Source organism: Paenibacillus sp. LBL (genome assembly GCF_029893715.1).
GTDB classification, from domain to species: domain Bacteria; phylum Bacillota; class Bacilli; order Paenibacillales; family Paenibacillaceae; genus Paenibacillus_AQ; species Paenibacillus_AQ glucanolyticus.
The window spans coordinates 159,204-183,272 of the sequence record NZ_JARXYU010000006.1; the positions used below are offsets into that span (position 1 = coordinate 159,204).

Here is a 24,069-nt window from a genome sequence, read left to right on the forward strand (position 1 = left end):
TCGTTCATCTCTAGCTCTATCATATTGAAATTTTATTTCAAATTTCAATAGTTTTAATAAAATAAAATTTTATATTTTAAGCAGGAATTTTCATAGTCCTTGACGTAGACGGCATAAAAAAGCCAACACGGGACAAAACTCCCGCATTGGCTTCTTCCAACTCTTCCTTTATTTCATATATTCAAGAAGTCCGATAATAAGTGTTACGGCTTCCGCCCGGGTGGCGACCTGCTGTGGAGCAAAGCGGTTATTGCCCACTCCACCTACAAGCCCTGCTTCAACTGCAGCGGCTACATAAGGCCGCGCCCAAGCCGGGATATCCTTCGTATCGTTAAAGCTCAGCTTCGTTGCAGAATCGGTACCGATCCCGCTGGCGCGAACAACCATAGCAACCAGCTCTGCTCGGGATAACCCTTGATGAGGGCCGAAGGATCCATCCTTGTAGCCGCTTATAATGCCGGCTTCTGACGCCTGGGCTACAGCATCCTTCGCCCAGGAAGGGATCTTCGCTGTATCTGTGAACGTCAGGGCAGTACCACCTGCATTCAGACCCAATGCACGTCCCAGCATAGTGATGAATTCTGCACGCGTTACATGTTGATTCGGACGGAAGGTTCCGTCGCCATAACCGTTCACGAAGCCTGCTGCCACGGCCTTATCGATGGCTGATTTGGCCCAGTGTCCCGCCGTATCCTTCAGGATGACTGGCGGATTCCCGTTGCCGGAACCCGAGCCTGGATTGGTGCCAGGCTGAGAGCCTGTGCCCGATCCATTGCCAGGATGGGTCTCATTACCGGAACCGGAGCCTGGATTGCTGCCCGAGCCCGAGTTGGTTCCTGATCCTGGATTGGATGTGCCAGGACCCGGATCCGGTGTGCCAGGATTAGGAGTCCCTGGATCCGGATTCGGCGTCTGAACATCCTTCTTCACAATTCCGAATTGATCGATAATAAATGGCTGTGCTCCATTCAGGTTCTGATCGATTTCGTACGTAACAGCCGTCAGCTTGCCGCCGTCAATCGTAATGCCGACGAAATTTTGCACCTGGCTGCGTTTTGGTCTCCGGTTATCGCTCGGGTCCGGACCGTATTTGGCAGCGTGATTTTCGTCTGCAATTTCGAAGAGATTGTAGTACGCTTCCCCCAGACTTGGGCTAGGGTTCTTATAATAGACCTTCGGACCTGCGGTTGCCGGAATCAAATAGATTGTACCGTCGGGATTTACCGAGTATTCCAGCTTCTCACCGTTTAACATCTCCGTAATTTTCACCGGTTCTGCCGCCTTGCCATCCGACTTGATCGGCTTGGTCCGTGCATAGATGTGATCATGACCCTGCAACACAAAATCAATGCCAAGCTCTGCCATTATCGGAGCTATCTTGGTACGAACACCGTTAGCCCCCATAATATCGGAGTCTGTTGCATGGTTCGACGTGGTGTACGGGCCTTTATGGATGTTAACGATCACCCACTGCGCACCGTCCTTCTTGGCTTTTTGGACATCTTGTTTAAGCCATTCTACTTGCTCTACCGAGAAGTTATCGTATTCCGCCGAGCCTTCATTCGAATTCAACACAACGAAATGTGCGTTGCTGTAATCGTACGAATAATAAGCTCCGGTCTCCGTTGCTGAATGCTCCGGCTGCTGCAGATTAAAATGCTCAATGAAAGCATAGTTCTCATCCTCATGATTTCCCGCGGAAGGGGCCAGTGTTGTATGAAGCAGGCTTTCCTGCGAGTGTCCTAACAGCCAATCCCACTGCTCTTCTTTGACGCCATTGTCCACGATATCTCCATTGTGAACGACAAATTGTGCCTCCGGAACCGTAGCAAGCGCCTTGGCAAGCGTCTCGGATGAAAGCACCGCTTCATCTTCTTCCTTCGCCTGCGTATCCGCCAGATCAATGAATGTAAACGCTCCGCTCTTCGGTGCAGTCTGGAAGGTTCCCATGTCACTCCAAACGCCGAGTGTCTCATCGCCTACGCGGAAATAGTAGGTCGTATTCGGCTTGAGTTTGGCTGCTTCTGCTTTGTGTACAAGTTCTGCTGCCGAATTCGTAGAAGGAGCCGAACGTCCGCTAAACGAATTGGCGTTTGTGAAATCCGGTGCGGCAGACGTCTTCTCCACAACTTGAAGGTCACTGCCTGTCACCTGCTGGGAAGTATACCAGGTGAAACCCTTGGATGTTGTGGCATCGCCGTGGAATGTAACGGTCACCTTGCTCACTTTCTCCTGAACAGGATCCGGCTTCGTTTCCTTCATGATTCCGAATTGATCCACGATGAAAGGCTGCGCGTTATTCTGGTTCTGATCGATCTCATACGTAACAGCCGTCAGCTTGCTACCGTCGATTGTAATCCCGACGAAATTTTGTACATGGCCTCTGGCTAAGCTGGTTGTGTCCCCGTACAGACGGGCATGATTCTCTTCCGCGCGCTCAAACAAATTGAAATACGCGTCCCCGAGCTCCGGCTTCTGGTTCTTAAAATAAACTTTGGCCCCGGCGGTCGCTGGGATCATGTAGATCGTTCCATCCGGCTTGACCGCATATTCAATGCTCTCACCGTTCAGCGTCTCGGTAATTTTGGTGACATCTTCAGCCGTTCCGTCACGCTTGATCGGCTTCGTACGCGCATAGATGTGATCATGACCCTGGAGCACCATATCGATTCCAAGTTCATTCATTAGAGGCGCGATTTTACTACGCACGCCATTCACGCCAATGATATCGCTGTCGGTTGCATGATTCGAAGTCGTGTAAGGACCCTTGTGGATGTTTACGATAATCCATTCTGCCCCTGCAGCCTTCGCTTGCTCCACATCCTGCTTCATCCAAGCTACTTGCTCCGCGGAGAAGTTCGCATATTCGGCCGAATTCTCATTGGAGTTGAGCACGATGAAATGGGCATTGCTATAGTCGTAAGAGTAATATGCGCCGGTCTCTGTTGCAGCGTTATCCGGCTCCTTCACATTGAAGTGCTCATAGAAGGCGTAATTCTTGTCCTCATGATTGCCCGCGGACGGAGCGATTGTGGTATTCAAAAGGCTGGACTGTGAATGGCCCAAGAGCCAGTTCCACTCCTGCTCCGAAGTCCCGTTCTCCACCACATCCCCATTATGGACAACGAATTTGGCATCAGGGATGGTCGCAAGCGCCTTGGACAAGGTAGCTGCGGACAGCATCGCCTCGTCTTCCTCCTTCGCCTGCGTATCCGTCAGGTCGATGAACGAGAAGGCTCCGCTTACAGGTGCCGTCTCGAAGGTACCCGCCTCGCTCCACAGATTCAGACTTTCGTCCCCAACTCTGAAATAGTAGGACGTATCCGCCGCCAGACCGGTCGCTTCCGCTTTATGAACATGTTCGCCCGGAGAGTTCGCAGAGATGGAAGTCCGTCCGTGAAACACTTGCGCTTGAGCGAAATCAGGCGTACTGCCGCGATTCTCCACAACCTGAACATCGCTCCGGGATGATCCCAGCGGAGTATACCAGGTGAATCCTTTCTCGCTTGTTGTGTCTCCATGGAAAGTTACCGTAATCTTGGAGATATCCAGCACCGGAGCCTGTTCTAACGCGATAAGCTCCATATCGAAATACAGATCCGAGCTGCTGTCGCTCTGCTGGTGAACCTCGACCGCAATTTCGTTGCTGCCGTCCTGCAGGTATGTTTTCAGCGGCTCTGTCAGGTCCACATCCGCATATACAACCGGGAGGTCCTTATTGGAAGTGGCCTTGGTGGAATACGTGATTTCACCGCCAGGCATCCCCATACGTCTGATTTCATGTCCATTGACATAGAGCACGGCGCCGTCATCAACGCCAAACGTTCCGAGAATCTGGCCGTAACCGTCGATTTGATTCTTGTTAACCTGAAGATTTGTACGGAAGTAAGTCGTGCGGTGTTTGAGTTCTTTGTCCGTACCATAGTCCATTACGGTCTGAAGCGGTCCAAATTCCGCAGTGGTTACACCACTTCCGTTATCCTTATAGCCGAATGGAGCCAGTCCATTTGCCCAAGTGGAGTCGTCATAGGTAGCGCGCCAAACGGTCGTTAAATCTTGTCCCTGATCAAAATATTTCCAATCGGCATTACGCTGCAGCAAAATATCCGGCTGACCCGGTGTTGCGGCTTCCGCCACTGCCGGGAATCCGAGACCTGCAAAAAATCCAAACACGAGTGCCGTGGATAACAGCATGGATAATAGCTTTTTGTACACGTGATTAATCATTAATTCTCTCCTTTTATTATGTAGGATGGGTCTGCAACACCGCTCTCAAACAGCTCCAGCATAACAAAGGGGAGTTAATGGCTTGTTATCTCTCCGTAAAACTTATGTAAATAATGACATCTGCGCTTAAAGAAGCTACGCTGCTCCTGGGCTATCCGTATTTAATCACAAAAAAAAGCAGTGCGGGAAGTTCCTTCCACACTGCTTCGCTGCACACGAACCAACTTATCCTTCCGAAGGGTACTTAAGCCCCCATTGGCCCCGGATCTGATCCAGCAGCCTCATGATCGCAAGGGACTCATCCAGTGACATCACGTCGCTCTCTAGCCGCCCTTCCAGCAGACACCGTCCCACTTCGTAAGCTTCGAAGTTATAACCCTTCGCCTGACGATCATCTAGGGCCCGTACCGGTTCCGCTCCATCTACATGAAGGGAAGCGGTTGTTGCGTTCAGGAAAGACGGAATATGAATATACCCGCCTGTCCCATATATATAAGCTTCATTCGTCAATCCGAGACGGATTGCCCCGTTTAACGAAGCCGTCTTGCCCGATTCATAGGATAGCACAACCGAGAACTGCTCATCCACGCCCGTTACTCCAATATGCGCAGTACTCCATATCTTCTCAGGCTGGGCGCCAAAAATCATCGATGCAAACGACACCGGATAAATTCCTGCATCCAGCAGCGCGCCTCCGCCGAGTTCAGGATTGAGCAAACGGCCTTGCGGATTCCAACCGCTCCGAAAACCAAAATCGGCCTTCACTAACCGAACGTCGCCGATAAGTCCGTCCTTCAACCATGCTTGCACCTGCCGAATGGGTGGAAGAAAACGCGTCCACATGGCCTCCATCAGGAACAGCTTCCGCTCCCGCGCAGCCGATACCAGCTCCTCCAGCTCATCCTCGTTGATCGTGAAGGGCTTCTCGCACAGCACGGATTTCCCTGCTTGAAGACACAACATGACATTGTCCCGGTGCAAGGGATGCGGAGTTGCGATATACACAACGTCGACTTCGGAATCTGACACAAGTTCCTCATAACTCCCATATGCCCGCGGAATATCATATTTAGACGCAAACTCACCTGCACTGCTGGTCGTACGGGAACCGACAGCCAGAAACTGGGCGTTCTCCACATAGGCCAGATCGGCGGCAAACTGCTCCGCAATCCAGCCTGTCCCCATGATTCCCCATCTGATCTTACCCGAATTCTGCATCATCATCCTCCTCTTCCTCTTCATGATCAGGTCTTGCCTAGAGCTTATAGAAGCTGTCCCGCTCCACCTTGCAAATTCGCAAGCCAAAGCTTTCATGCCACTCGTTCTTGCCCCGTTCCTGGGCTACCTGATGAGCCGCGTTCTCCTTCCATAAACGTATGGCCTCCAAGGAGTCCCAGTACGAAACCGTGATCCCTAGACCCTCATCCCGAGCGGATTCCACCCCCAGATAGCCGGGCTGCTGCGCAGCGAGTTCCGCCATTTTATCGGACATCGCTCCGTAACCCCGGTCGCCCTCCGTTCGTTTGGACACAAAAATGCAGGCATAATAAGGCGGCTTCGGCGTATTCGCGTATTCCGTCATCCTCTTCCCCTTTCCAGTTGCTGAATAGGTGTAACTTCGGCTTACGTTTCGTTCATTGACCCTGTATATCATTATATCGGAACTTCCGCCATACTTTAACCTGAAAAATAAACACCTCTCTCCTCTGCGATGTTCTACAGGTGGAGAGAGGCGTAATCGCCTAAGCCTTACTTTAGCTTATTCAACAGATTATAGATAACCTGCGCGCTTTCCGCACGCGTGGTTAGTCCTTCCGGTGCAAAGCGGCTCGGCGTGCGGCCCTGGATAAAACCGAGGGCATACGCAGTTTCTACCGCTTCCTGAACCCAGTCAGGAGATTCGGCGATATCCGTAAATCCGCTGCTCGCGCCCAGGTTCTCCTGCTGCTGTTTCATTGCATAGGCATAAGCGCGCACCAGCATGGCCGCCATTTCCTGACGTTTAATCGGGGCTTCCGGTGCAAAACGGTCTTGGCCGAGTCCGTTCACGATTCCGGACTCGCTCGCCGCTGCAACAGCCTCCGCGTACCATTTGCCTGAAGCTACATCCGCAAACGGTGCAGAACGTTCTGCTTGAAGGTCAAGCAGACGAACCAGCATCGCAGCAAATTCGGCTCGGGTCACTTGCTGAGCCGGTGCGAAGCGCTCCGTGCTGATGCCTTGGATAAGCTGCTTCGCGGCCAAATCACCGATGACCTTCGCAGCCCAGAACGATGAAGGCACATCCGCAAAGGTTTTCTCATAATCAAGCAAACCGTATGCACTGAAATGACGTATTCCCGCTGACATGCGACCGTCTTTGCTCACACCGCCAATGTACTCCAGCTCTCCATGGCCGGACAAATAGTACATGGAGATTCTTGAACCCTTGGCATCTGAGAATAACGGCAGTTCCAGCGTCATCGGATGATCGAACTCGGTTAGGCGGTGGACCTGACCATCCGCTGTCGTCAGAGCAAGCTGGAACTCCAGCATAGCTCCGGCTGCTGTCAGCTTCGCTCCGGAGACACGGACGGCTTGCGCGATGCGCTCCTTCATCTCCGCATCCGACAATGTGACGGCACTCAGCTTGATGGTGCCCTTCTCAAGCTGGCCGGCATCTGCAAGACCACCCAGCTGGCGGAGCACCTTGGATGGAATCGTTATGGCCAAGTTGTTCGCCTCGATTCGTATGGAGCCGTCCTTAAGAATGTCAGCCGCATTGCCCGGCAATGTGAGGTCCGTAAAGCTTCCATCCACTGACAAGGTCACTTGCCCGTTCGACAGCTTAGCTGCAAGCTCACTGGCCGACAAGGTGATACTGCCAGACGGCGGTGTCACGGGCGGCTGTACTGGTGGATTTATCGGTGGGTTCACCGGTGGGTTTACTGGCGGCTCCGTTCCCGGATCGGGATTGCCTCCGCCACGGGTGATCACCTTCAAGGCGTACTCCGACTTGAACCCTTCGTAGGTTGCCGAAATGACAGTTGCCCCTTCTGCTAAAGCCCGTACCAAGCCCTGTTCATCAATCGAGGCTATCTCCGGCTTACTGCTCCCATAAGTTACGCCTTCGATCAAGCGGATACGGCTGCCGTCGGTATAAACCGCCTCCGTAACCGTCTTATCGGTATCCCCAACCTTCAGCTCGGATTTGCCGCTTAAGGCGATCGATTCCATGCTGCCATTCGGGATTCGATCTACCGAAATATTCACGTCTGTATACACATCCGGTGCCGCCGTGCTGGTTGCTCTTACGACCGCATTCCCCAGCCCTTGAGCCGTCACAATGCCGTCTGCTGATACGCTGACGATATCATCCGACGGTTCGGAGCTGTATACGGACCATACTACGGTTCGTTCGGCCCCGCTTGGCTTCACCTCAGCCTGCAATTCACGGCTTTCGCCGACGGCAAGCTTAAGCTGGTCCGGGCTCACTATAATCTGCTCCGGAGCTGGCTTCGTTCCCGATTTCGTCAGCGTAAACTCGTCCACGACACGTCCGCCAACCGTTTTGGTTACAAAATGAAGCTCGTCTCCCTTCACTTCCACGGAGGCGTACATCTGAGTCTGTTCGTCGTCGACCACCTCATGCCATCCCCGCTCCGTATGGGAGTAGAATTTGGGACCTGACGATCCCGCTACAACGTAAGTCGTGCCCTGACCGTCCGCAGCGATTTGATTGTCCATCATCGGGTAGGAACGAATATAAATATGATCATGACCGTTTAATACAAGATCCACGCCAAATTCCTCCAGCACGGGCGCCCACAAGCTGCGCACCTCGGCGGTATCGTAAATGCTGCCGTAAGGCCCGCGGTGGAACATCGCGACGGTCCATTTCTTGTCATTGTCAGCGAGATCCTGCTGGAGCCATTGCTTCTGCTTCTCCAGCTGATACTCGCTGTTCAGCATGATGAAATGAACGTCTTTGTAATCAAATGAGAAGTTCGTTCCCTTCAGGCTGTCCAAACCATTGCCCGGCTGGTTAAAGTGAGCCAGGAAATCCCCGTTCTCCTTGGTCCCCATCACTTCATGGTTGCCGATGGTCGACACTAACGTCGTATTCAGAAAATGCTTCTGGGCCTCATCGAACCAATAGTTCCACTGTTCTTCCAGGAATCCCTTGTCCACCATATCACCGGCATGGACCATGAATTCGGCATCCGGATGCTCGGCTGCCGCTTTGTCGATTGTGTTCCCCCACAGCTCGAATTCTTTGGCGGTAGAGGCCTGAGAATCCGCAAAATACAGGAATTTCGTGGTGTCTCCCGCAAGCTCGGTCGTTTTAAACGAGCCTTGAGCACTGTAATGGCCTTGGCCGTCACCGACACGGTACACATACTCTGTGCCTGGCTCAAGGCCGGACGCTGTCGCTTTATGGACGCGGACCGTCCCAAGATCCAAGGTATGGTACAGCTCGCTGGTTCCATCGATTTTCTGGACATTCGGGACATCGAAATCCGTAAATTCGGATTTCTTGGCCAGTTCCACGATGGTCCCGTCCGTTGCCGGGTCTGTATGCCAGTTGAACATCCGCGACGTAGTCGGATCTTCGCCCATGCCTACGCTGATGTTGAACGGCGTCGGGCTTCCGGCCAGCGGCGAAACCTTGAATTCCAGTGCCGGACTGTATTGATTGCCTTTCACCGCCTGCACCGTATACGTCTTGACCTGGGAGGTCAGAGTCCCCGTCTTCAGGATACCCGCTGCATCCGTTGTTCCCACCGCTGCTGCATCAGCCATGATCTGTACACCTTCCACAGGCTGACCCTGGGCATCGCTCACTTTAAATTCGGTCTCGTATCCCTGCACCGTTCCTTCCTGATTCCAGCTCAGCGTATAATGCGTTGCGATCCTGGATTCCATCGGAAGACCGAAGAATGAAAATTCGGTATTCCCCGTATCGGTGAAAGATACAGCCCCGGACGTAAGCGATATGATGCTGCTGTCGGTTGCGTTCTTCTTCACATCATACCGGATTTGGCCGATCCAATCCGTATCCAACAGGGATGCGGTATGGATGTCCTTCCAGGTCACTTTGACCTTTCCTGTTGTAGCGTCAATGTCTGCGCTAACCTGGGCTGGACTCAGCTTGTCCCCCGGTATGAGCTCCAGATTCTCCACTTTGGTGGGATCGAATTGGAAATCGATATGACCACTGCGGATTTGGGACGTCTTCACCCCGCCGATATCCAGCGTGTAGCCGCCTCCCGCATAGACCGTGTCCGGTGTATCGTACACTACCCTGGCCGCACCTGTATTTACGGTGAAGTTCCATTCCTCAGTCGTTTGGTTACCCGAGAGATCACGGACGGTGACCTTCGCCTGATGGACACCATCGGCAAGCGGAACGTTTGGCGTGTAATGAATTCTTCCTTCCGGCGGATACAAGGTATGCTGTACCAGACTGCCGTCCAGATAAAACCGGATTTTGTCCGGATCAATCAGGGTGGTGCCCGGATGTGTCACAGGATCATAACCTGCATCCTCGGCATACACAGTAATGGTCGGTGTGTTCACCTTGATCTCCGCACCGTTAACGGGCGAGAAATTCTTCAGAACCGGCGGCTCGATATCGTCATGGACCGGACCGTATAATGCGCGAATTTCGTCCACGTAGATAGCTCCGGCGTCTTTTTTCGTTGCCTGCGTTTCCATGTAACGAACCGGCATGTCCATCACCAGTGGAAGAGTTCTTCCTTTGGGAACAGACGCTTCGAGATACTTCCATCCCTTGAAATTAACGCCGACCGTCTGATCGGTAAAATCGAGCGGGATCGCTCCTTTGCTGTCACGAATCTGGGCACGGAGCCAGTGCGCGTTGCCGTCTCCATACACCCACATGCTGATCTTCTCCGGATAGCCCGAAATTTCGATATTGTCTGCTGTACCATTTGTCTGGAGATAAGCGCCGGAGGTGCCGGTCATCCCTGTAAAATCATACTCCAGCTTCAATGCGGCATTACCGGAACGAATATAGGTCTCATCGGTTTCAATGGATACCTTGGTCGATTTGATCTGCGCGCCGGAGCTTGGTTTATAACGGCTAAGACCATTCTCAAAATCCTCAAGCATCACCGGTGGAAGTCCTACGTTTACTTCGATTGAGGTCTCAATTTGACCGTACTTCACGAAGATTTTGCCGCTGACGTCCTGCTTGTCCGTGGCGGTAAACGTTCCATTTCCGTCAATCGTCCCGATATCGCCTTCCACTCGCCACTCCAAACGGCTATTGTCGGCCTGTACCACTTGACCATTACGAAGCGCCGAGACCTTGAGCGTCTCGGTCGAGCCGGAAGAGAAGGTCTTCACCGCGTCAGAGAATTTGAGCTCGGTCAGCTCATCCACGATTTCCAAATCGGCTGTTCCGGTCAGATTGCCGGATTGTACAGATACCTCGGTCACTCCCGGTTGGTTGCCGGCCGTAAATTTACCACTGGCGTCGATGGACCCGTAGGCAGGGTCAACACTCCATATCGCGGTCTCCGTCATCTGGGACGGATGCAGATTCTGATCCACGGCTGCCGTCTTAAAGGCAGCGGAGGAACCTGTCAGCACTCGCTCCAGCGTCGGAGCCACAACAAGTTTGTTCGCAGCTCCCTCGGGTGCTGTGTTCACCAGCAGAATCCCGTTGGCTGTCTTGCGCTCCCCGCCGTCCGATGGCGAGTTGAGCACTTTGCGCGCCGTTTCCCCCGGCAGGCGGGCAACGAAGGTAGCCGAACCGCCTCCGTCCAGGTTCAATGCGTTAACCACGCCGAGCTCCTGCAGCATTTCACCGAGCTCGATGTAGTTAAGCCCTTCGCTAAAGCCCGGCTGGCGGCCATCAACCTCGAACAGCACAACAGAGCCATCGGCTTTAGTGCCAACCACCGTTCTCGGATGTACGGCCGGATCGGTATGCTGCTGGACTACGCCATCCTGCACCAGCATCACCGTTCCGCCGATTGCCATCGTGACGTCCTGCCACTCGTTATCCAGCTGAAAACTTGCGCTTAATTCATCCCCCACCTTCAGCCCGGCGAGTTTGTTCCGCTGCGAGCCCGAAGCGGACAGAACCACTTGATCCGGACCTATCGGCGAATTTCCCTGATCCTTAAGAATAGAAGCCACCTTCATAGTCAAGGTCTCGCCGCTGGCAACTCTGCCGCTCACGATATCCAGAATAACCTCGTCTCCAAGGTTATTGGTCATTGTTGTGGCATTAAATTTTTCGGTATAGAGAACAAGTGCATCCGCGCCTCTTAAACGGTTGATGGAGGATAAGCTGCTTACGGTTCCGCCAATCGTCACGTTTTTCGTTAATTTCGGACTGCCATACAGGCTGGTCCCGTCCTTCTTGATCCCAAAGGCGTTCCTCCCGCCAGGCGGGTCTGTCAGAAGCTCCCCGTCACCCATGAACAATCCGAGCGGAATGCCCGTGGACATATCGTAGAAATCTCCGTTCACCGCCGCGATGACGCGGTTGTCCTTCTGGTCTGCATCGGATGCCATTTTGCTGACACCCTGCATGCCATAAACCTTGCCGTCCGTCAGGCCAGGCTGAAGCTCCAGATTCCCTTGCGATGGATTAAACTCCACCATGTGAACCTTCTGCTCGCCGCTGCCCTTTTGCATATTCGCCCATGTATATGTAGCGCCTGGCCCGATCTCCATCTGCCGCATATCTATAACCGATGGGGCGGTGGCTGCCGGATCAGCTGCAGCAGCTTGTCCTGCGGGAAACAGCAAAGACAGAAACATCACTCCGCTCAGCAGTGACGATATTTTCTTTTTACTCCTTAACATGTACATCAATTCCTCCTTCTCTATGCTTGGACTCCTGTTCTTCCCCGGTGTATATCTGTCCGCGAACGAAAGACCTACTCGGGAGTATAACGCTGGCTTGTTAATTCCACCTCCATTCTGTATTAAGACGAAGTTAACTCTGCCGCAGGGGGCTTTACATTCAGTCATTAGCTGGAAGGGCTGCAAAAAAGTATGCTGCCAATCCGTATCCACCGCCTCCTGTGCCCAAAACAACTTGTCTTTTCTCCCTTCATCATATTGAAATTTTATTTCAAATTACAATACATTAAGTAAAACTTTATTTTATTTTTTGGAGCAGGAATTTCCGGTCGGGTGGCGTAAAAGCAGTTTTTGTCGAATACGAGGAATGAAAAAAAGCCTTGTCGCCAGTTTCCGACATTTTTTCGCGGAGGCTTTTTTGAGTGCGCATAAAAAAACAACCGCAGCTAATAGCCGCAGTTGTTTTTGAGAATCCCTATTATTTTTTGCTGACGTTGCCGTTGGCATCAATCTTCGCGTTGTAGGACAATTTATTCAGCTTCGCAATGATGTTCTTATTGTAGGTCTTGTCCATCAGGTTCGGTTGACCATTGATAATCTTCACTGGCGTGATCCGGCTCGTGATCTTGGAGCCCTGAATCTCGAAATGCACCATCATCGACAGCAGTGTCTTATCCCCGCCCCGGGTCGAGCGGTTAAACACAAAGTTTCCGAGCGAATAATAAATCGGTTTGTTCTTGTAATACTCTATGCCCATCAATGTGTGGCTGTGCGATCCAACGATGATGTCAGCACCCGCGTCGATCATCTGCTTCGCCATCGTGCGAGCGTATTCTTCCGGATAGTCGGCAAACTCCTGATTCCAGTGGATATACACAATCGTAAAATCGTTGTTTTTCGCGGACTTCTTGATGTGCGTCAGCATCGGCTCCATTGTGTAGGCGGAAGCGGCACCCGGGTGGTTCTTGCCTGCGATCCAAGAATTGCCCGAGAGTACCCGGCTCACCCCGAGCACCGCGACTTTTTTCCCGTCAATGTTCTGCACGTAAGGCTTGAAGGCCTCATCCAGATTGTGCCCGGCTCCCGTGTAGCCGATCTTCTGGCGTTTCAGATGTGTGATGGTATCAAGCATTGCCTGCTGTCCATAGTCGAGAATGTGGTTGTTGGCGAGTGTTACGCCGTCGATGCCCGCATAGGCCAGGCCTTGGAGTGTTTCCGGCTTCGAACGGAAGGCAAAGGTTTTATCCGCGGCCTTGCCCCGAATGGAGACCGGTGTCTCCAGATTGGCGAATGCCATGTCAGCCTTTTTCAATATGGGAGCCACCTTCTTGAACGGATATAAATTACCGAACCGCTCAATCTGGTTACCTACATAACCGTCTAATAGAATGTCACCTGCAAACACAAGACTGATCGGTTTGTCCTTTGATTTATTCGCTTGCGTGGTATTCCCCGATATATTCTTGGCTTCCTGTGCCTTGCTCTGACTCTCCTTCCCGTTTGCATCCGCTGCTGAAACCATGCTGACCGGGAGAATCATAACGAGAACCAGAATGAGGCAAAATAATCTTTTCATACCGTGCCGCCTTTCAATAAAAGATTCTAAGATGCTAGCAATTCACCTTCATTATCCTATCATATATTGATATAAAAGGGTAATTTTATAAAAACAACCATTTAATAGAATGTAATTGACTCCTGAATGCAGATTCATATTTTTAGTAATACTACCCAATGAATGAAAATCTATCATTTTCTATTCATAGACTTAGACTTGAAAAGCACGCAAAAAGTTTCAAACTTTGCAAATCATATTGAAAACATCATGAATACCTTATATATTTAGACTTATCGTAATGGATTGGAATGATTTGATTGCGTTTTGTAATAAAATACTGAGAAATCCCTTACATATAAGTAAAGGTCAAAGGAGCTGCATTCGATGGATATTCATTCTAACGGGGAGAATTCTCCTCCCGTGATTGACGATACAGACCGCAGGATCATGGCGATTCTTGGCAAGAACGGTCGAATCTCGTACACAGATCTAGCCAAGGAAATCGGATTATCCCGTGTCGCCGTTCAGGCCAGGGTCAGTGCCCTGATGGACGACGGCATTATTGAACGGTTCGCGGCGGTCATTAATCCGGAGAAGGTGGGGATTTCGGTGTCTGCTTTTTTCAACGTGGAGGTCGAGCCCAAATATCTGCAGCAAGTGGCGGACACGCTGGAGAACGAGCCGTATGTAACGAGCCTCTATCATATGACCGGGCCCAGCAAACTGCATATGCACGGACTGTTTACCAATCATAAGGAAATGGAAATGTTTTTAAATGAGAAACTCTACCCGCTTCCCGGCATTACGAGTGTAGACACCCAAATCTTGATCAAGCGGTATAAAAGCCGCATGGGCATCAGGCTCTAACTCCCACAACAGAAAGGACTCATACCTTTGAGCAGTAAACATAGCAACCCCTACATGGAATTAACGTTCGGCATGGTCCGAACCGGAATACTCGGCTACGGCGGTGGTCCTTCCGTTATTCCGCTGATACGGCACGAAGCCGTTGTACGCTATCACTGGCTGAGCGACGATGAATTCGGGGAGGTGCTCGCGCTCGCCAACGCGCTTCCGGGCCCGATCGCCACGAAGATGGCAGCCTATCTCGGCTACCGGGAAAAAGGAGCCCTCGGCGCGGTTGTCGCCGTTCTTGCGCACATCCTCCCAACCTGTATCGCGATGATTGCCCTGCTGTCTGCCGTCACCTTCCTCAGCAGCTCCAAAGTGGTCGCCGGCATGATTGCAGGCGTGACGCCGGTCATTGCCGTCATGCTGGGAACGATGGCTTACGAGTTTGGCGAGAAGGCCGTGAAGGGCCTCGGCATTTATGCCGGAATCGGATTTTTTGCCGTATCGTTTCTCCTGCTGGAGAGTTTCCAGATTCATCCGGCCATTGTGATTATATTGTTCCTCGCTTACGGCACGGTGCATTTCAAAACCGTATCCAAATTGAAAAAACAAAGACGGGACAAGGAGGGATCCGCTTAATGGAAGAATGGCTGCAGCTGCTGATCAGTTTTTTCATTGCTAACGTGCTCGGTTATGGCGGCGGTCCCGCTTCCATCCCGCTCATGTACAAGGAGATCGTCACCAACCACGGCTGGCTGACCGATCCGGAGTTCTCCAACATGCTTGCGCTTGGCAATGCACTCCCCGGTCCGATCGCCACCAAAATCGCCGCTTTTGTCGGGTATGACGTATACGGCTGGATGGGCATGTCCCTTGCCCTCGCGGCTACGGTTATTCCTTCCGCCGTCGCCCTCATTTGGCTGCTGAATCTGCTGCAAAAATACCGCACGTCACCGGTCGTCAAAGGCATGACCCTCCTGGTCCAGCCAGTCATCGCCATCATGATGCTGACCCTGACCTGGCAGATGGGCAAAAGCTCCGTCATCTCCATCGGCCTCCTGCAGTCGCTCGGCATCGCCGCCGTCGCCTTCTGGGCCATGAACATCCGCAAAATCCATCCGGCCTTGGTGATCCTGGCCGCGTTTGCCTACGGGGGGTTAGTGTTGTCGCGGGTGGTGTGAGGGGCTTGACTCATTAAAGTTCCCAGTTCCCAGACTGCATGTGGTCCGCTGCTATTCAAAAGAGCGAGTTGAAGGTAAATAGCCCTCGATACTCGCTCTTTTCGTTTTTGTTGAGCTAATCCAATTGTGGTGCTTATGGAAGTTGCCTCCCGTACCGGACACAGGATACCTTATTTCTTGGAAAACAGTACTTTTGAGAAGACGAACGGACCCAGAGGACCTTATTTACTGTCTTACTAAGTATTTGTACCCGTAATCCGTACATTAGCGGATCTGGTGTCCGGAACATTGTAAAAAAATGACTTATAATACGAAATAGCGGATCTACAGTCCGATGAAAGCTGGCGGGTGCTTTGAGTGTCTTGAGTGTCTTGAGTGTCTTGAGTTTCTTGAGTGTCTTGAGAGCCTTGGGTACTTTGAGTCTTTAAGCGCTTGAGTGTTTTGAATTCCTTGAGTGCCTTGAGTGCCTTGAGTGCTTTGAGTACTTTGAGTGCTTTGAGTGCCTTGAGTACCTCCGTGTAGATCTGCTATAGATGGAATTCATCCGTCCCAGATGACCAATTTCATCGACCTATTCTCTACTGATTCCTCCACTTATACCTCTACTACTTCCATCTACTACTTTCCCCACCTATTCCTCTACTACATCCCTACCTACTTCTCCACTACTTTCTTTACTACTTTCTCCACTTCGTTACCCACCAACTACTTTCCTCCCCATCACCACACCAACCTTGCCCTCATGAACCTCCACCTTGTATTTCTTCACCCGAATGCGGTCGCTGAACAGCGACTTGCCTGTCTGCAGGTCGAACTCCCAGCCGTGCCAGGGGCAGCGGACAATTTCGCCTGCCCGACCGTATTCGTAGTCGTACACCTCCGAGGGAAGCGTCGTCCCGGAGACGAGCCCCGCACAGATCGGCGCCCCTTGATGCGGGCAGTAATTGAGAATCGCGTGGTATTCGCCATTGATCCGGTAAATGCCGATTTCGCGTCCTTCAATATTTACGACCGCATGCCCATCATCCGGAATATCCCCCTCCGCCAGCACATAATGTATTCCCATTCATGCACCTCCTTGCCATTAACCGCTATTCATTGAATTTCTTGCTCAATTAGTTTGATATCTCATCACAATAATTGGCTCTAATGCTCAATTAGTAGGATATCTCATCGCAATCATTGGATCTCGTCGCTATTCGTCGGGTAAGTTCGTTATTCTCCTCGTGCGCTAGTTGAATGAGTCTGTCTTCCACCTCATGCACAATTAGTTGAATGAGTCCGTCCTCTACCTCGTACATAGTTACCTGGATGCGTAGTGTCCTCCACCTCATGCTCTATTGGTTGGATGCCGTAGTCTTCAACCTCGTGCCTTCTTCATCCATCCCCTCAATCCAGCCGGTACAGCTGCTTCGCATTCTCGCAAAAGATCTTCCGCCGCGCCTCGGGCTTCAGGCCCCGCAAAATATGCCCCGGCGAGTCGAAGTCCCAGTGCGGGTAATCGCTGGAATACAGCAGCATATTCTCGGCATCGATCATATTGAAGAGATCGATGAGATGCTGCGGATTATCCGGCTCCTCAATCGGCTGCGTGGATAAGAAGCAGTGATCCCGGATGTACTCGCTTGGCATTCTCCTAAGCCAGGGCACAGTTGCGCGCAGCGCTTTATAATTTTTATCCAGCCGCCACATCAGGCCCGGCAGCCAGGCCACACCGCCTTCAACCAGAACCACCTTAAGGTTCGGGTACTTCACGAACACGCCCTCGCAGACCATGCTCACCAGATGGGCCATAAACATCTGGGAAAGGCAGGTGTGCCACTCAATGTAGCGTGCCGGGTAGCCGGCCGCGGTGGGAGCCGTCGAGCTCCCGCCGCCTTCCGCTCCCGGATGGAGCGCGACCGGAAGACCATGGCGCTCCGCCGCTTCATAAATCGGATGATAGTGGCGCTGCCCGAGCGGCGAACGCGCCGCGCTGGAGATCATGACCTCTACGATATCCGGATGGCCGCCGATCCGGTCAATCTCGCGTGCCGCCAGCAGCGGATCCTGGGTGGCTACCGCCATCGCGCCCTTGAAGGCTTTATGCTTGCCGAGCCACTCGGCTATCAAATAATCGTTATAGGCCGAGCATATGGCCGCTGCGTAATCCGGGTCATGTGTCGACGAGATGTTGTAGACGACCCCCGTCAGTACAGCGTAATCCAGGTTGTAGCCTTCGATTAGCTGTTTAATCATATAGTCAGGGTCGGAGCCGGCTTTGCCTCCCCCCGGAGGGATCGAATCTTTTTTCATCACGCCGATCGGCGAATAGTAACCGGACCCGGCATAACCGATGCCGGATGCCGCTACCCGCGAACGCCAGGGCTCCTGCAAATACGGAAGCAGCGCCCGATCGTCCTGTTCGTTATGAACGTCGACATCGATAATTTGGTAGTCGTCCATTGCCTGATTCCTCCACTCTATCGCAGATTACTTGTCGCCGTATGTGCGTGTATACGCCGTGTTATACATAGCAAGGAGTTCGTCGGAACCAAGTTTCTTGGCCTGATCGATAAATTGCTGGTACGTCGTATCGTTAATTGGTGTTTTGCCGGTTACGAACTCCGTCACCTTCTGTTCCAGGAATTTGTTCAGATTGTTGAGTTTTGATTTTTCCAGTTCCAGCTCCTCTTCCGTCTTGACAATCTGCTTCGGTGCCGGGACGATATACTGCTCATACCTTGCGTTGATATCCTTGCTCTTCTCGCTCAAACCGCGCTCCCACACTTCACGGGATTTGGCGTTATTCAAGGTGATAAGGTCATACCATACGCCCCAATCCTTACGCAGGGCATTAAACGGAGATTCGCCGAACTCCTTGTTGTATACCGCCTTGCCGTCCTCCATCGTGTACGATTTGCCTTCAATGCCTAAGGACAGGTAGTTCGTTCCCTCTTCGCTGACCAAATAATCAAGGAATTGAACCGCGCGCTCCTTATCCTTGACTTTCGCCGAAATGGCTCTGCCGACAGTACCTACGACCGGACGGGAGAACTGGTAGTTCTTGATCCCTTCAGCAGCAAAGGAAGGAATGGCATCCAGCTCATATTCGGCAGTACCGGCACCGCGTGCCTTCGCTACAAGCGACTCCAGATCCGCCTTCCAGAAAAACGTAACCAGCGATTTGCCGGTTAATATTCGCTCCTCCCACTGCGCTTGCGTCAGCAGCGAGAATTCCGGATCCAGCAATTTTTCCGCGTACAGCTTGTTCAGAAATACCAGCATATCCTGATAATTCTCATGGTATGGAGCGAACGCGTATTGATCCGTTGTCGGATCGAGATTATAAAAGCCGCTGATGCCGGTGAATATGCGCCCGAATGTCGTATACAGTCCCGTATCCCCAACGATAGCGTTTGAGATGAGCGGATAGGAATCCGGAACCTTTTCCTTCAATATTTTCAGATACTGATAAAATTCATCCACCGTGGTGGGCGCCTGAATCCCGTACTGATCCATAATGTCCTTGCGGGCATACCAGATGAAGTTAAATCCCTTGCCTTCCGCATCCCCTTCCAGGACGGGTACCGTGTACAGCCCTCCATCCGTGCCCGTTGCCAGCGCTTTGGCTTCAGGATATTTCTCGTAAAATGCTTTGAGATTAGGTGCCCGATCCAAATAATCATTCAGGTTTAAGAATACCTTCTCCGGTCCATGCTCCCTGCCATCCTGGGTCGGTACCTGGATAAAATCCGTAGCGGTGTTCGTCGCAATCATGATCTGCCTTTTCTCCTCAAGTCCTTCCTGGCTTACGATTTGAAACTTCACTTTCACGCCCGTCTTGGCTTCAATCTCTTTGAAAATCTCCCAGTCATCCCGAACCTTCCCCTCCACCCGGTCGTATACCAGCCATGAGAAGGTAACCGGTTTGTCAGGACTTAACGTCCCCGAGTCATCTTTGCTGCCACTGGTGCACCCCGTAACAAGCATCACACCAAGCAGCAGGATGGCAATCGCCGTTCTGAACCCCTTTCGCTGCATTTCCTAACCTCCTTTTATAATGACAACGTATAGAGATGGATTTTCATAAAATCCACAGCTACCCCTTAATGCCTCCAATCATCGTGCCCTGTACAAAATATTTCTGGATAAACGGATAGACACACAGAATCGGCAGTGTGCCAATCATGATCATGGCGTATTTCAGCGTTTCCAGATGAGTCAGATCCCCTTCGCCCTGCACATTCGTACCGGCGATCAGGATATTGCGCATCATGATTTGCAGCGGGTACATATCCCGGTCATTCAGATAGATCAAAGCGCTGAAGAAGGAGTTCCATTGATTCACGGCCGTGAACAGACCGATCGTGACCATCACCGGTACGGATAACGGCAGTACGATCCGCACAAGAATCTGCAGGGACCCGCATCCGTCGATGGCAGCCGCGTCCTCCAGCTCCTCCGGCAAGGCCTCGAAGAATGTCCGCATAATAAACAGGTACCAGGTGCTGATCAGCGACGGAAGCACAATGGCCCATATCGTATCCAGCATTCCCAGCTTCTGAACGATCAGGAACGTCGGAATCATGCCCCCGCTGAACAGAAGCGTGAAGGCGGCCAGCAGCAAAATTACCCTTCGGCCGGGCAGCCACCGCTTCGCAAGCGGATATGCCATCGCGGAGGTAGCAATCAGCGTCAGTACCGTCTGCACGAAGGTGTAACGAATGGTATTCCAATAACTCACCCAAAGATCGGGGTTATAGACAAGCTGCTCGTACGCGACCAACGTAATCTTCTTCGGCCAGAGCAGCACGGCTCCACTCGCAACCAGGGCATTATTGCTGATGGAAGCCGAGAATACGTACACCATGGGGTAGGCCATTACAATAATCAGCACAATCATGAACAATACATTGAGTACATCAAACAGCTTCGAGGCTAAGCTTTCCTGCTTTTTCATCACGCACCTCCCTTACCACAGGCTGGTCTCCGAATATTTGCGTACCATCCGATTGGCCGCTACGACCAGAATGAAGCCAATCGCCGATTGGAACAGGCCCACCGCGGTTGCGAAGCTAAAATCGGCGTCGAGAATGCCCCGCCGGTACACAAAGGTGTTAATGACATCCGCCGTTTCGTAATTCATCGTGTTGTAGAGCAGCAATATTTTCTCAAAACTCGCCTCCATGAAATTGCCGAGCGACAGCACGAACAAAATAATCATGACCGGCACCATGCCGATGAATGTAATATGCCGGGCCTGCTGCCACCGGTTCGCTCCATCCATCCTGGCCGCTTCGTACAGTGTCGGATCAATCCCCGCAATGGCAGCCAAATAGAGAATCGTGCCCCATCCCACCTTCTGCCATATCTCGGAGCCCACATAAACTGTCCGGAACCACTCCGGCATGCCCAGAAACATGATCGGCTCGATGCCAAACGTCTTGACGAGCAGATGGTTAACCACGCCAGTTGTCGGGGACAGGAAGGTGACCAGAATGCCCGCAATCACAACGGTGGACAGGAAATGCGGCATATAGCTGATGTTCTGCACAAACCGTTTGAACCATTTCCCCTTCAGCTCATGAAACAGAACCGCCAGTATAATCGGCGCCGGAAAGTGAAAGAGAAGATCGTACACATTCAGCATGATGGTATTGCGAATCAGCTTCCATGCATCGGGGGTAACATAGAAAAATTCAATCAAATGCTTGAATCCAACAAACTTGCTTCCCAATATGCCCCTGCCGATCGAATAGTCCTGGAAGGCGATGATGATGCCGTACATCGGCGCGTACTTGAATATCAAGTAATACAAAATGCCAGGCAGCATCAGCAAGTAGAGCGCTTTATGTTTTTTCAGAACATAGCCGATTCGTGTTAGCTGCGCCAATAATCCCCACCTCCGATTGAAAGCATTTACATTCGTGTGTTGTTGTCCCCACTATACGAGCCGTGTTTCTCCCGCGTCTAGCATGCATCTTTTCCTCGAGACACTCGTTTTGCAGCGCCCATGGCGCAAGGCTTCCCGCTTGGTTCCATGCAAAAAAAGAGACTTCAGAAAATAATGCAGTCTCTTCTCTCCTATTGGTGGGAGCTCCGATATTTGGCCGGTGTGATGCCTTCGTATCGGCGGAAAGCCCGAATGAATGAATTCCTGCCCCAATATCCCACCTTCTCGGCAATTTCGTCGATTTTCAAATCGGTTTCGAGCAAAAACTGCTTGGCCTTCATCAGCCGGTATTTGGCAATATACTCCACGTATTTCTCGCCGATTTCATCCTTGAAGGTACGGCTGAAATGTCCGCTGGACATATTCATCAGCCCGGCAAAATACTCGATCGACAGCTCTTGATCATAATGCTCATGGATGTATTCCACGACCTCCATGAACTGTTGACTTCGACTGCTTGATACCGGCTTCCGGAACAAAAACCCGTGAATATCCTGAAAGCAGTGCGTCAGCTCGTCCCATGTCATGCACCGATTCAATCGTTCGAATAGACCGGCATAATAAGGGACGTTCAATTCGCTCCGCTCCGATTCTACCGCCCGGATCCAGGTATTCAGCACATCTGCCAGCAAATATTTCATCTGCACAGCTGCCGCGTCCTTGCGCTTTCCCTCCTCCAGCAGAGTATTCACGGATTGGAGCAGCTTATCGTACTCCCTGGTTTTATACTGATTGTGAATCCGCTGGACCTCCTGCACGGACAGAAAAGGGTCCCATTGCTGCGTCTCCCGACAAGGCTGGCTGCTGCAAATTTCAACGGCAGAGTGCAGTCCCCGATACTTCAGCATGGCCAAGGCATGCTCATAGGACTGGTGCAGCTCTTCCATGGCGTGAACGGTTCTGCCGATTCCGATCGTCGCTCTGTAATAAGTGCTGTACTCCAGGAATATGCGGCGAATCTGCTCCGCCATCCTTACCGGATGGTCCTCCAACTGCGGATCAAACTGAACGATGCAGGCCAGTAAATCCGGCCTTGTCTGGCAAATCCATACCATACCGGGTGCAAGTCGGTGAATCTTCTCCTTGAGTTCTGTCAGCAGAAAAGTCTTGGTCGATTCCGACGTGGACTCGTAAATCGACGGGTCCATGTGGAATGAGATGCACAGGACGGCTCTTGCCGCAGCTTCGCTATACGAGAATTCAATCTCCTTCGCATAATACTCAATGGATAACGCGTCACGATACTGACCCAGCAGTATTTTCGTGAAGAACTGCTCCTGCACGATGGGAAGCATCCCGCTCACCATCTGAAACAGCTCTTTATTCTCCGTCATGATGAACTGGGAATAGCGTTTAATGACATCGAACTCATTCCCTTCGTGGCGGATGGCCTTCCACGAGAAGTGATGCGATCTCAGCCCTTCCTTAATTTCCCGAATCGGCTGATATAAGCGGCGGCTTAAATAATACGAAATCAGAGCGCCGACAATCAGGAAAAAGACAAGGAACAACCAGCTGATAAAGCGGGTAATATGCACCGGCTTCATTAAGGTGCCTAAATCGATCATGCTGATATAATGCCAGGACTCGTCGAAGCTTGAGGTCATGAAAGACATCCCGAGCTTGTCCGATATCGTAAATTGCGGGGCTATGCCCTCTGTGCGTATTCGCTGCTGCAGTGCATCCTGATCCTGTCCGGTCAAGCCGGTTTGGGATAACACTCTTCCCGTATGATCCACAATGGCCGTGCCCGTGACCCAGCTCTCCGGAACATGAATCTGCTCCTGAAGCTTGTCTCGTTTCACTTCGACCAGGAGATATACTTCAGGAGCGGCGGTGTTGAACGGGTAGCTCATGGAAGCCGTTAGTGAGGCAGGGGAATCCAAGAAATCCATCATTTTCTTGCCGGATAATTCGGCTTCAAGCTGAGGACGACGGTTCAGGTCCGAGGGATAGCGGGAATGGAAGTAATACGCTTTATTCGTGTAGGTCTCGGCATCAATCATAAGGTCCTGGTGTACAAAATAATAATAAGCCTTATCGACCAAATCATCCGATTCCAGCTGCTGCAGCTGCTCCCGCAGCGAATGAAGCAGTTCCGGAAGCTGCTGACCATCCGGCGACGAAGACATCGGCGCAAGCAGCACGCTCCGCAATCTCGATGTGCTGAGGATATTGATCATGCTGGTCTTCAAGGACTGAAGCTCGGTATCCGTCTGCTCGGAGAATCGGCTCATCATGATGCTGTTGAAGCGCTCGGCATCCTTCTCAATAATTCGAACGACAAGCACCTGCGCGAGAACCGATGCCGCAATAACGGGAATGAGAATGAGGAGAAAATAGTTGGCGAACAGCCTCCAATAAAGGGTCTGTCTTCTGGGAGGCGAAGAATAGGTGTCCCCAGGCCCAGCCGTTTGGACAGGCGGTGTCCTTCGTTTCATGATTGTCCCCCCCTTTGCATTTCTAAATCGCAAGTCCAGCGGGCTTGCAGT

14 protein-coding genes are annotated in these 24,069 nt (G+C 51.8%); 3 read left to right on the forward strand and 11 right to left on the reverse strand.

What is annotated here, in order from left to right:
- Positions 1-168: 168 nt before the first annotated feature.
- The 5 genes from M2277_RS15635 to M2277_RS15655 all read right to left on the reverse strand — a co-directional run bounded on the left by M2277_RS15635 (position 169) and on the right by M2277_RS15655 (position 13,627).
- Positions 169-4,227: an S-layer homology domain-containing protein gene (locus M2277_RS15635; RefSeq protein ID WP_152826867.1), complete on the reverse strand. Its 4,059-nt coding sequence runs from the start codon at positions 4,225-4,227 to the stop codon at positions 169-171.
- Positions 4,228-4,452: 225 nt separating this feature from the next.
- On the reverse strand, positions 4,453-5,448 hold the full coding sequence (locus tag M2277_RS15640; RefSeq protein ID WP_152826986.1) for a Gfo/Idh/MocA family protein: 996 nt from the start codon (positions 5,446-5,448) through the stop codon (positions 4,453-4,455).
- Positions 5,449-5,482: 34 nt separating this feature from the next.
- Positions 5,483-5,809 carry an antibiotic biosynthesis monooxygenase family protein gene (locus M2277_RS15645; RefSeq protein WP_152826865.1) on the reverse strand — a complete coding sequence of 109 codons (327 nt, stop codon included), beginning with the start codon at positions 5,807-5,809 and terminating at the stop codon, positions 5,483-5,485.
- Between the two features lie 167 nt (positions 5,810-5,976).
- Positions 5,977-12,051 (reverse strand): phosphodiester glycosidase family protein, encoded by a 6,075-nt coding sequence (locus M2277_RS15650; protein ID WP_280755129.1) that lies wholly within the window; start codon positions 12,049-12,051, stop codon positions 5,977-5,979.
- Positions 12,052-12,529: 478 nt separating this feature from the next.
- Positions 12,530-13,627, reverse strand: coding sequence for a CapA family protein (locus tag M2277_RS15655; protein ID WP_148248062.1), 1,098 nt, complete (start codon positions 13,625-13,627; stop codon positions 12,530-12,532).
- 366 nt (positions 13,628-13,993) lie between these two features.
- Between M2277_RS15655 and chrS the strand changes: the two genes are divergently transcribed.
- The 3 genes from chrS to chrA are packed head-to-tail and all read left to right on the forward strand — an operon-like array spanning position 13,994 to position 15,642.
- Positions 13,994-14,476: a chromate efflux transcriptional regulator ChrS gene (gene chrS / locus M2277_RS15660; protein ID WP_006208546.1), complete on the forward strand. Its 483-nt coding sequence runs from the start codon at positions 13,994-13,996 to the stop codon at positions 14,474-14,476.
- A 54-nt stretch (positions 14,477-14,530) separates the two neighbouring features.
- Positions 14,531-15,100: a chromate efflux transporter ChrB gene (gene chrB / locus M2277_RS15665; RefSeq protein WP_063479755.1), complete on the forward strand. Its 570-nt coding sequence runs from the start codon at positions 14,531-14,533 to the stop codon at positions 15,098-15,100.
- A complete protein-coding gene (gene chrA / locus M2277_RS15670; RefSeq protein WP_063478762.1) occupies positions 15,100-15,642 on the forward strand; it encodes a chromate efflux transporter ChrA in 543 nt (180 codons plus the stop codon). The genes chrB and chrA overlap by 1 nt, the downstream gene beginning before the upstream one ends.
- 694 nt (positions 15,643-16,336) lie before the next feature.
- Here the strand turns inward: chrA and M2277_RS15675 are convergent.
- The 6 genes from M2277_RS15675 to M2277_RS15700 all read right to left on the reverse strand — a co-directional run bounded on the left by M2277_RS15675 (position 16,337) and on the right by M2277_RS15700 (position 24,018).
- Positions 16,337-16,708, reverse strand: coding sequence for a Rieske (2Fe-2S) protein (locus M2277_RS15675; RefSeq protein WP_036641122.1), 372 nt, complete (start codon positions 16,706-16,708; stop codon positions 16,337-16,339).
- 323 nt (positions 16,709-17,031) lie between these two features.
- The gene (locus M2277_RS15680; protein ID WP_280755130.1) at positions 17,032-18,087 is read right to left on the reverse strand and encodes an amidohydrolase family protein; all 1,056 of its coding nucleotides are present in this window, start codon (positions 18,085-18,087) and stop codon (positions 17,032-17,034) included.
- Between the two features lie 27 nt (positions 18,088-18,114).
- Positions 18,115-19,665 carry an ABC transporter substrate-binding protein gene (locus M2277_RS15685; protein ID WP_063478760.1) on the reverse strand — a complete coding sequence of 517 codons (1,551 nt, stop codon included), beginning with the start codon at positions 19,663-19,665 and terminating at the stop codon, positions 18,115-18,117.
- A gap of 58 nt (positions 19,666-19,723) precedes the next feature.
- A complete protein-coding gene (locus M2277_RS15690; protein WP_006208540.1) occupies positions 19,724-20,584 on the reverse strand; it encodes a carbohydrate ABC transporter permease in 861 nt (286 codons plus the stop codon).
- Positions 20,585-20,596: 12 nt separating this feature from the next.
- Positions 20,597-21,517, reverse strand: coding sequence for an ABC transporter permease (locus M2277_RS15695; RefSeq protein WP_006208539.1), 921 nt, complete (start codon positions 21,515-21,517; stop codon positions 20,597-20,599).
- A gap of 191 nt (positions 21,518-21,708) precedes the next feature.
- On the reverse strand, positions 21,709-24,018 hold the full coding sequence (locus M2277_RS15700; RefSeq protein WP_280755131.1) for a helix-turn-helix domain-containing protein: 2,310 nt from the start codon (positions 24,016-24,018) through the stop codon (positions 21,709-21,711).
- Positions 24,019-24,069 lie beyond the last annotated feature (51 nt).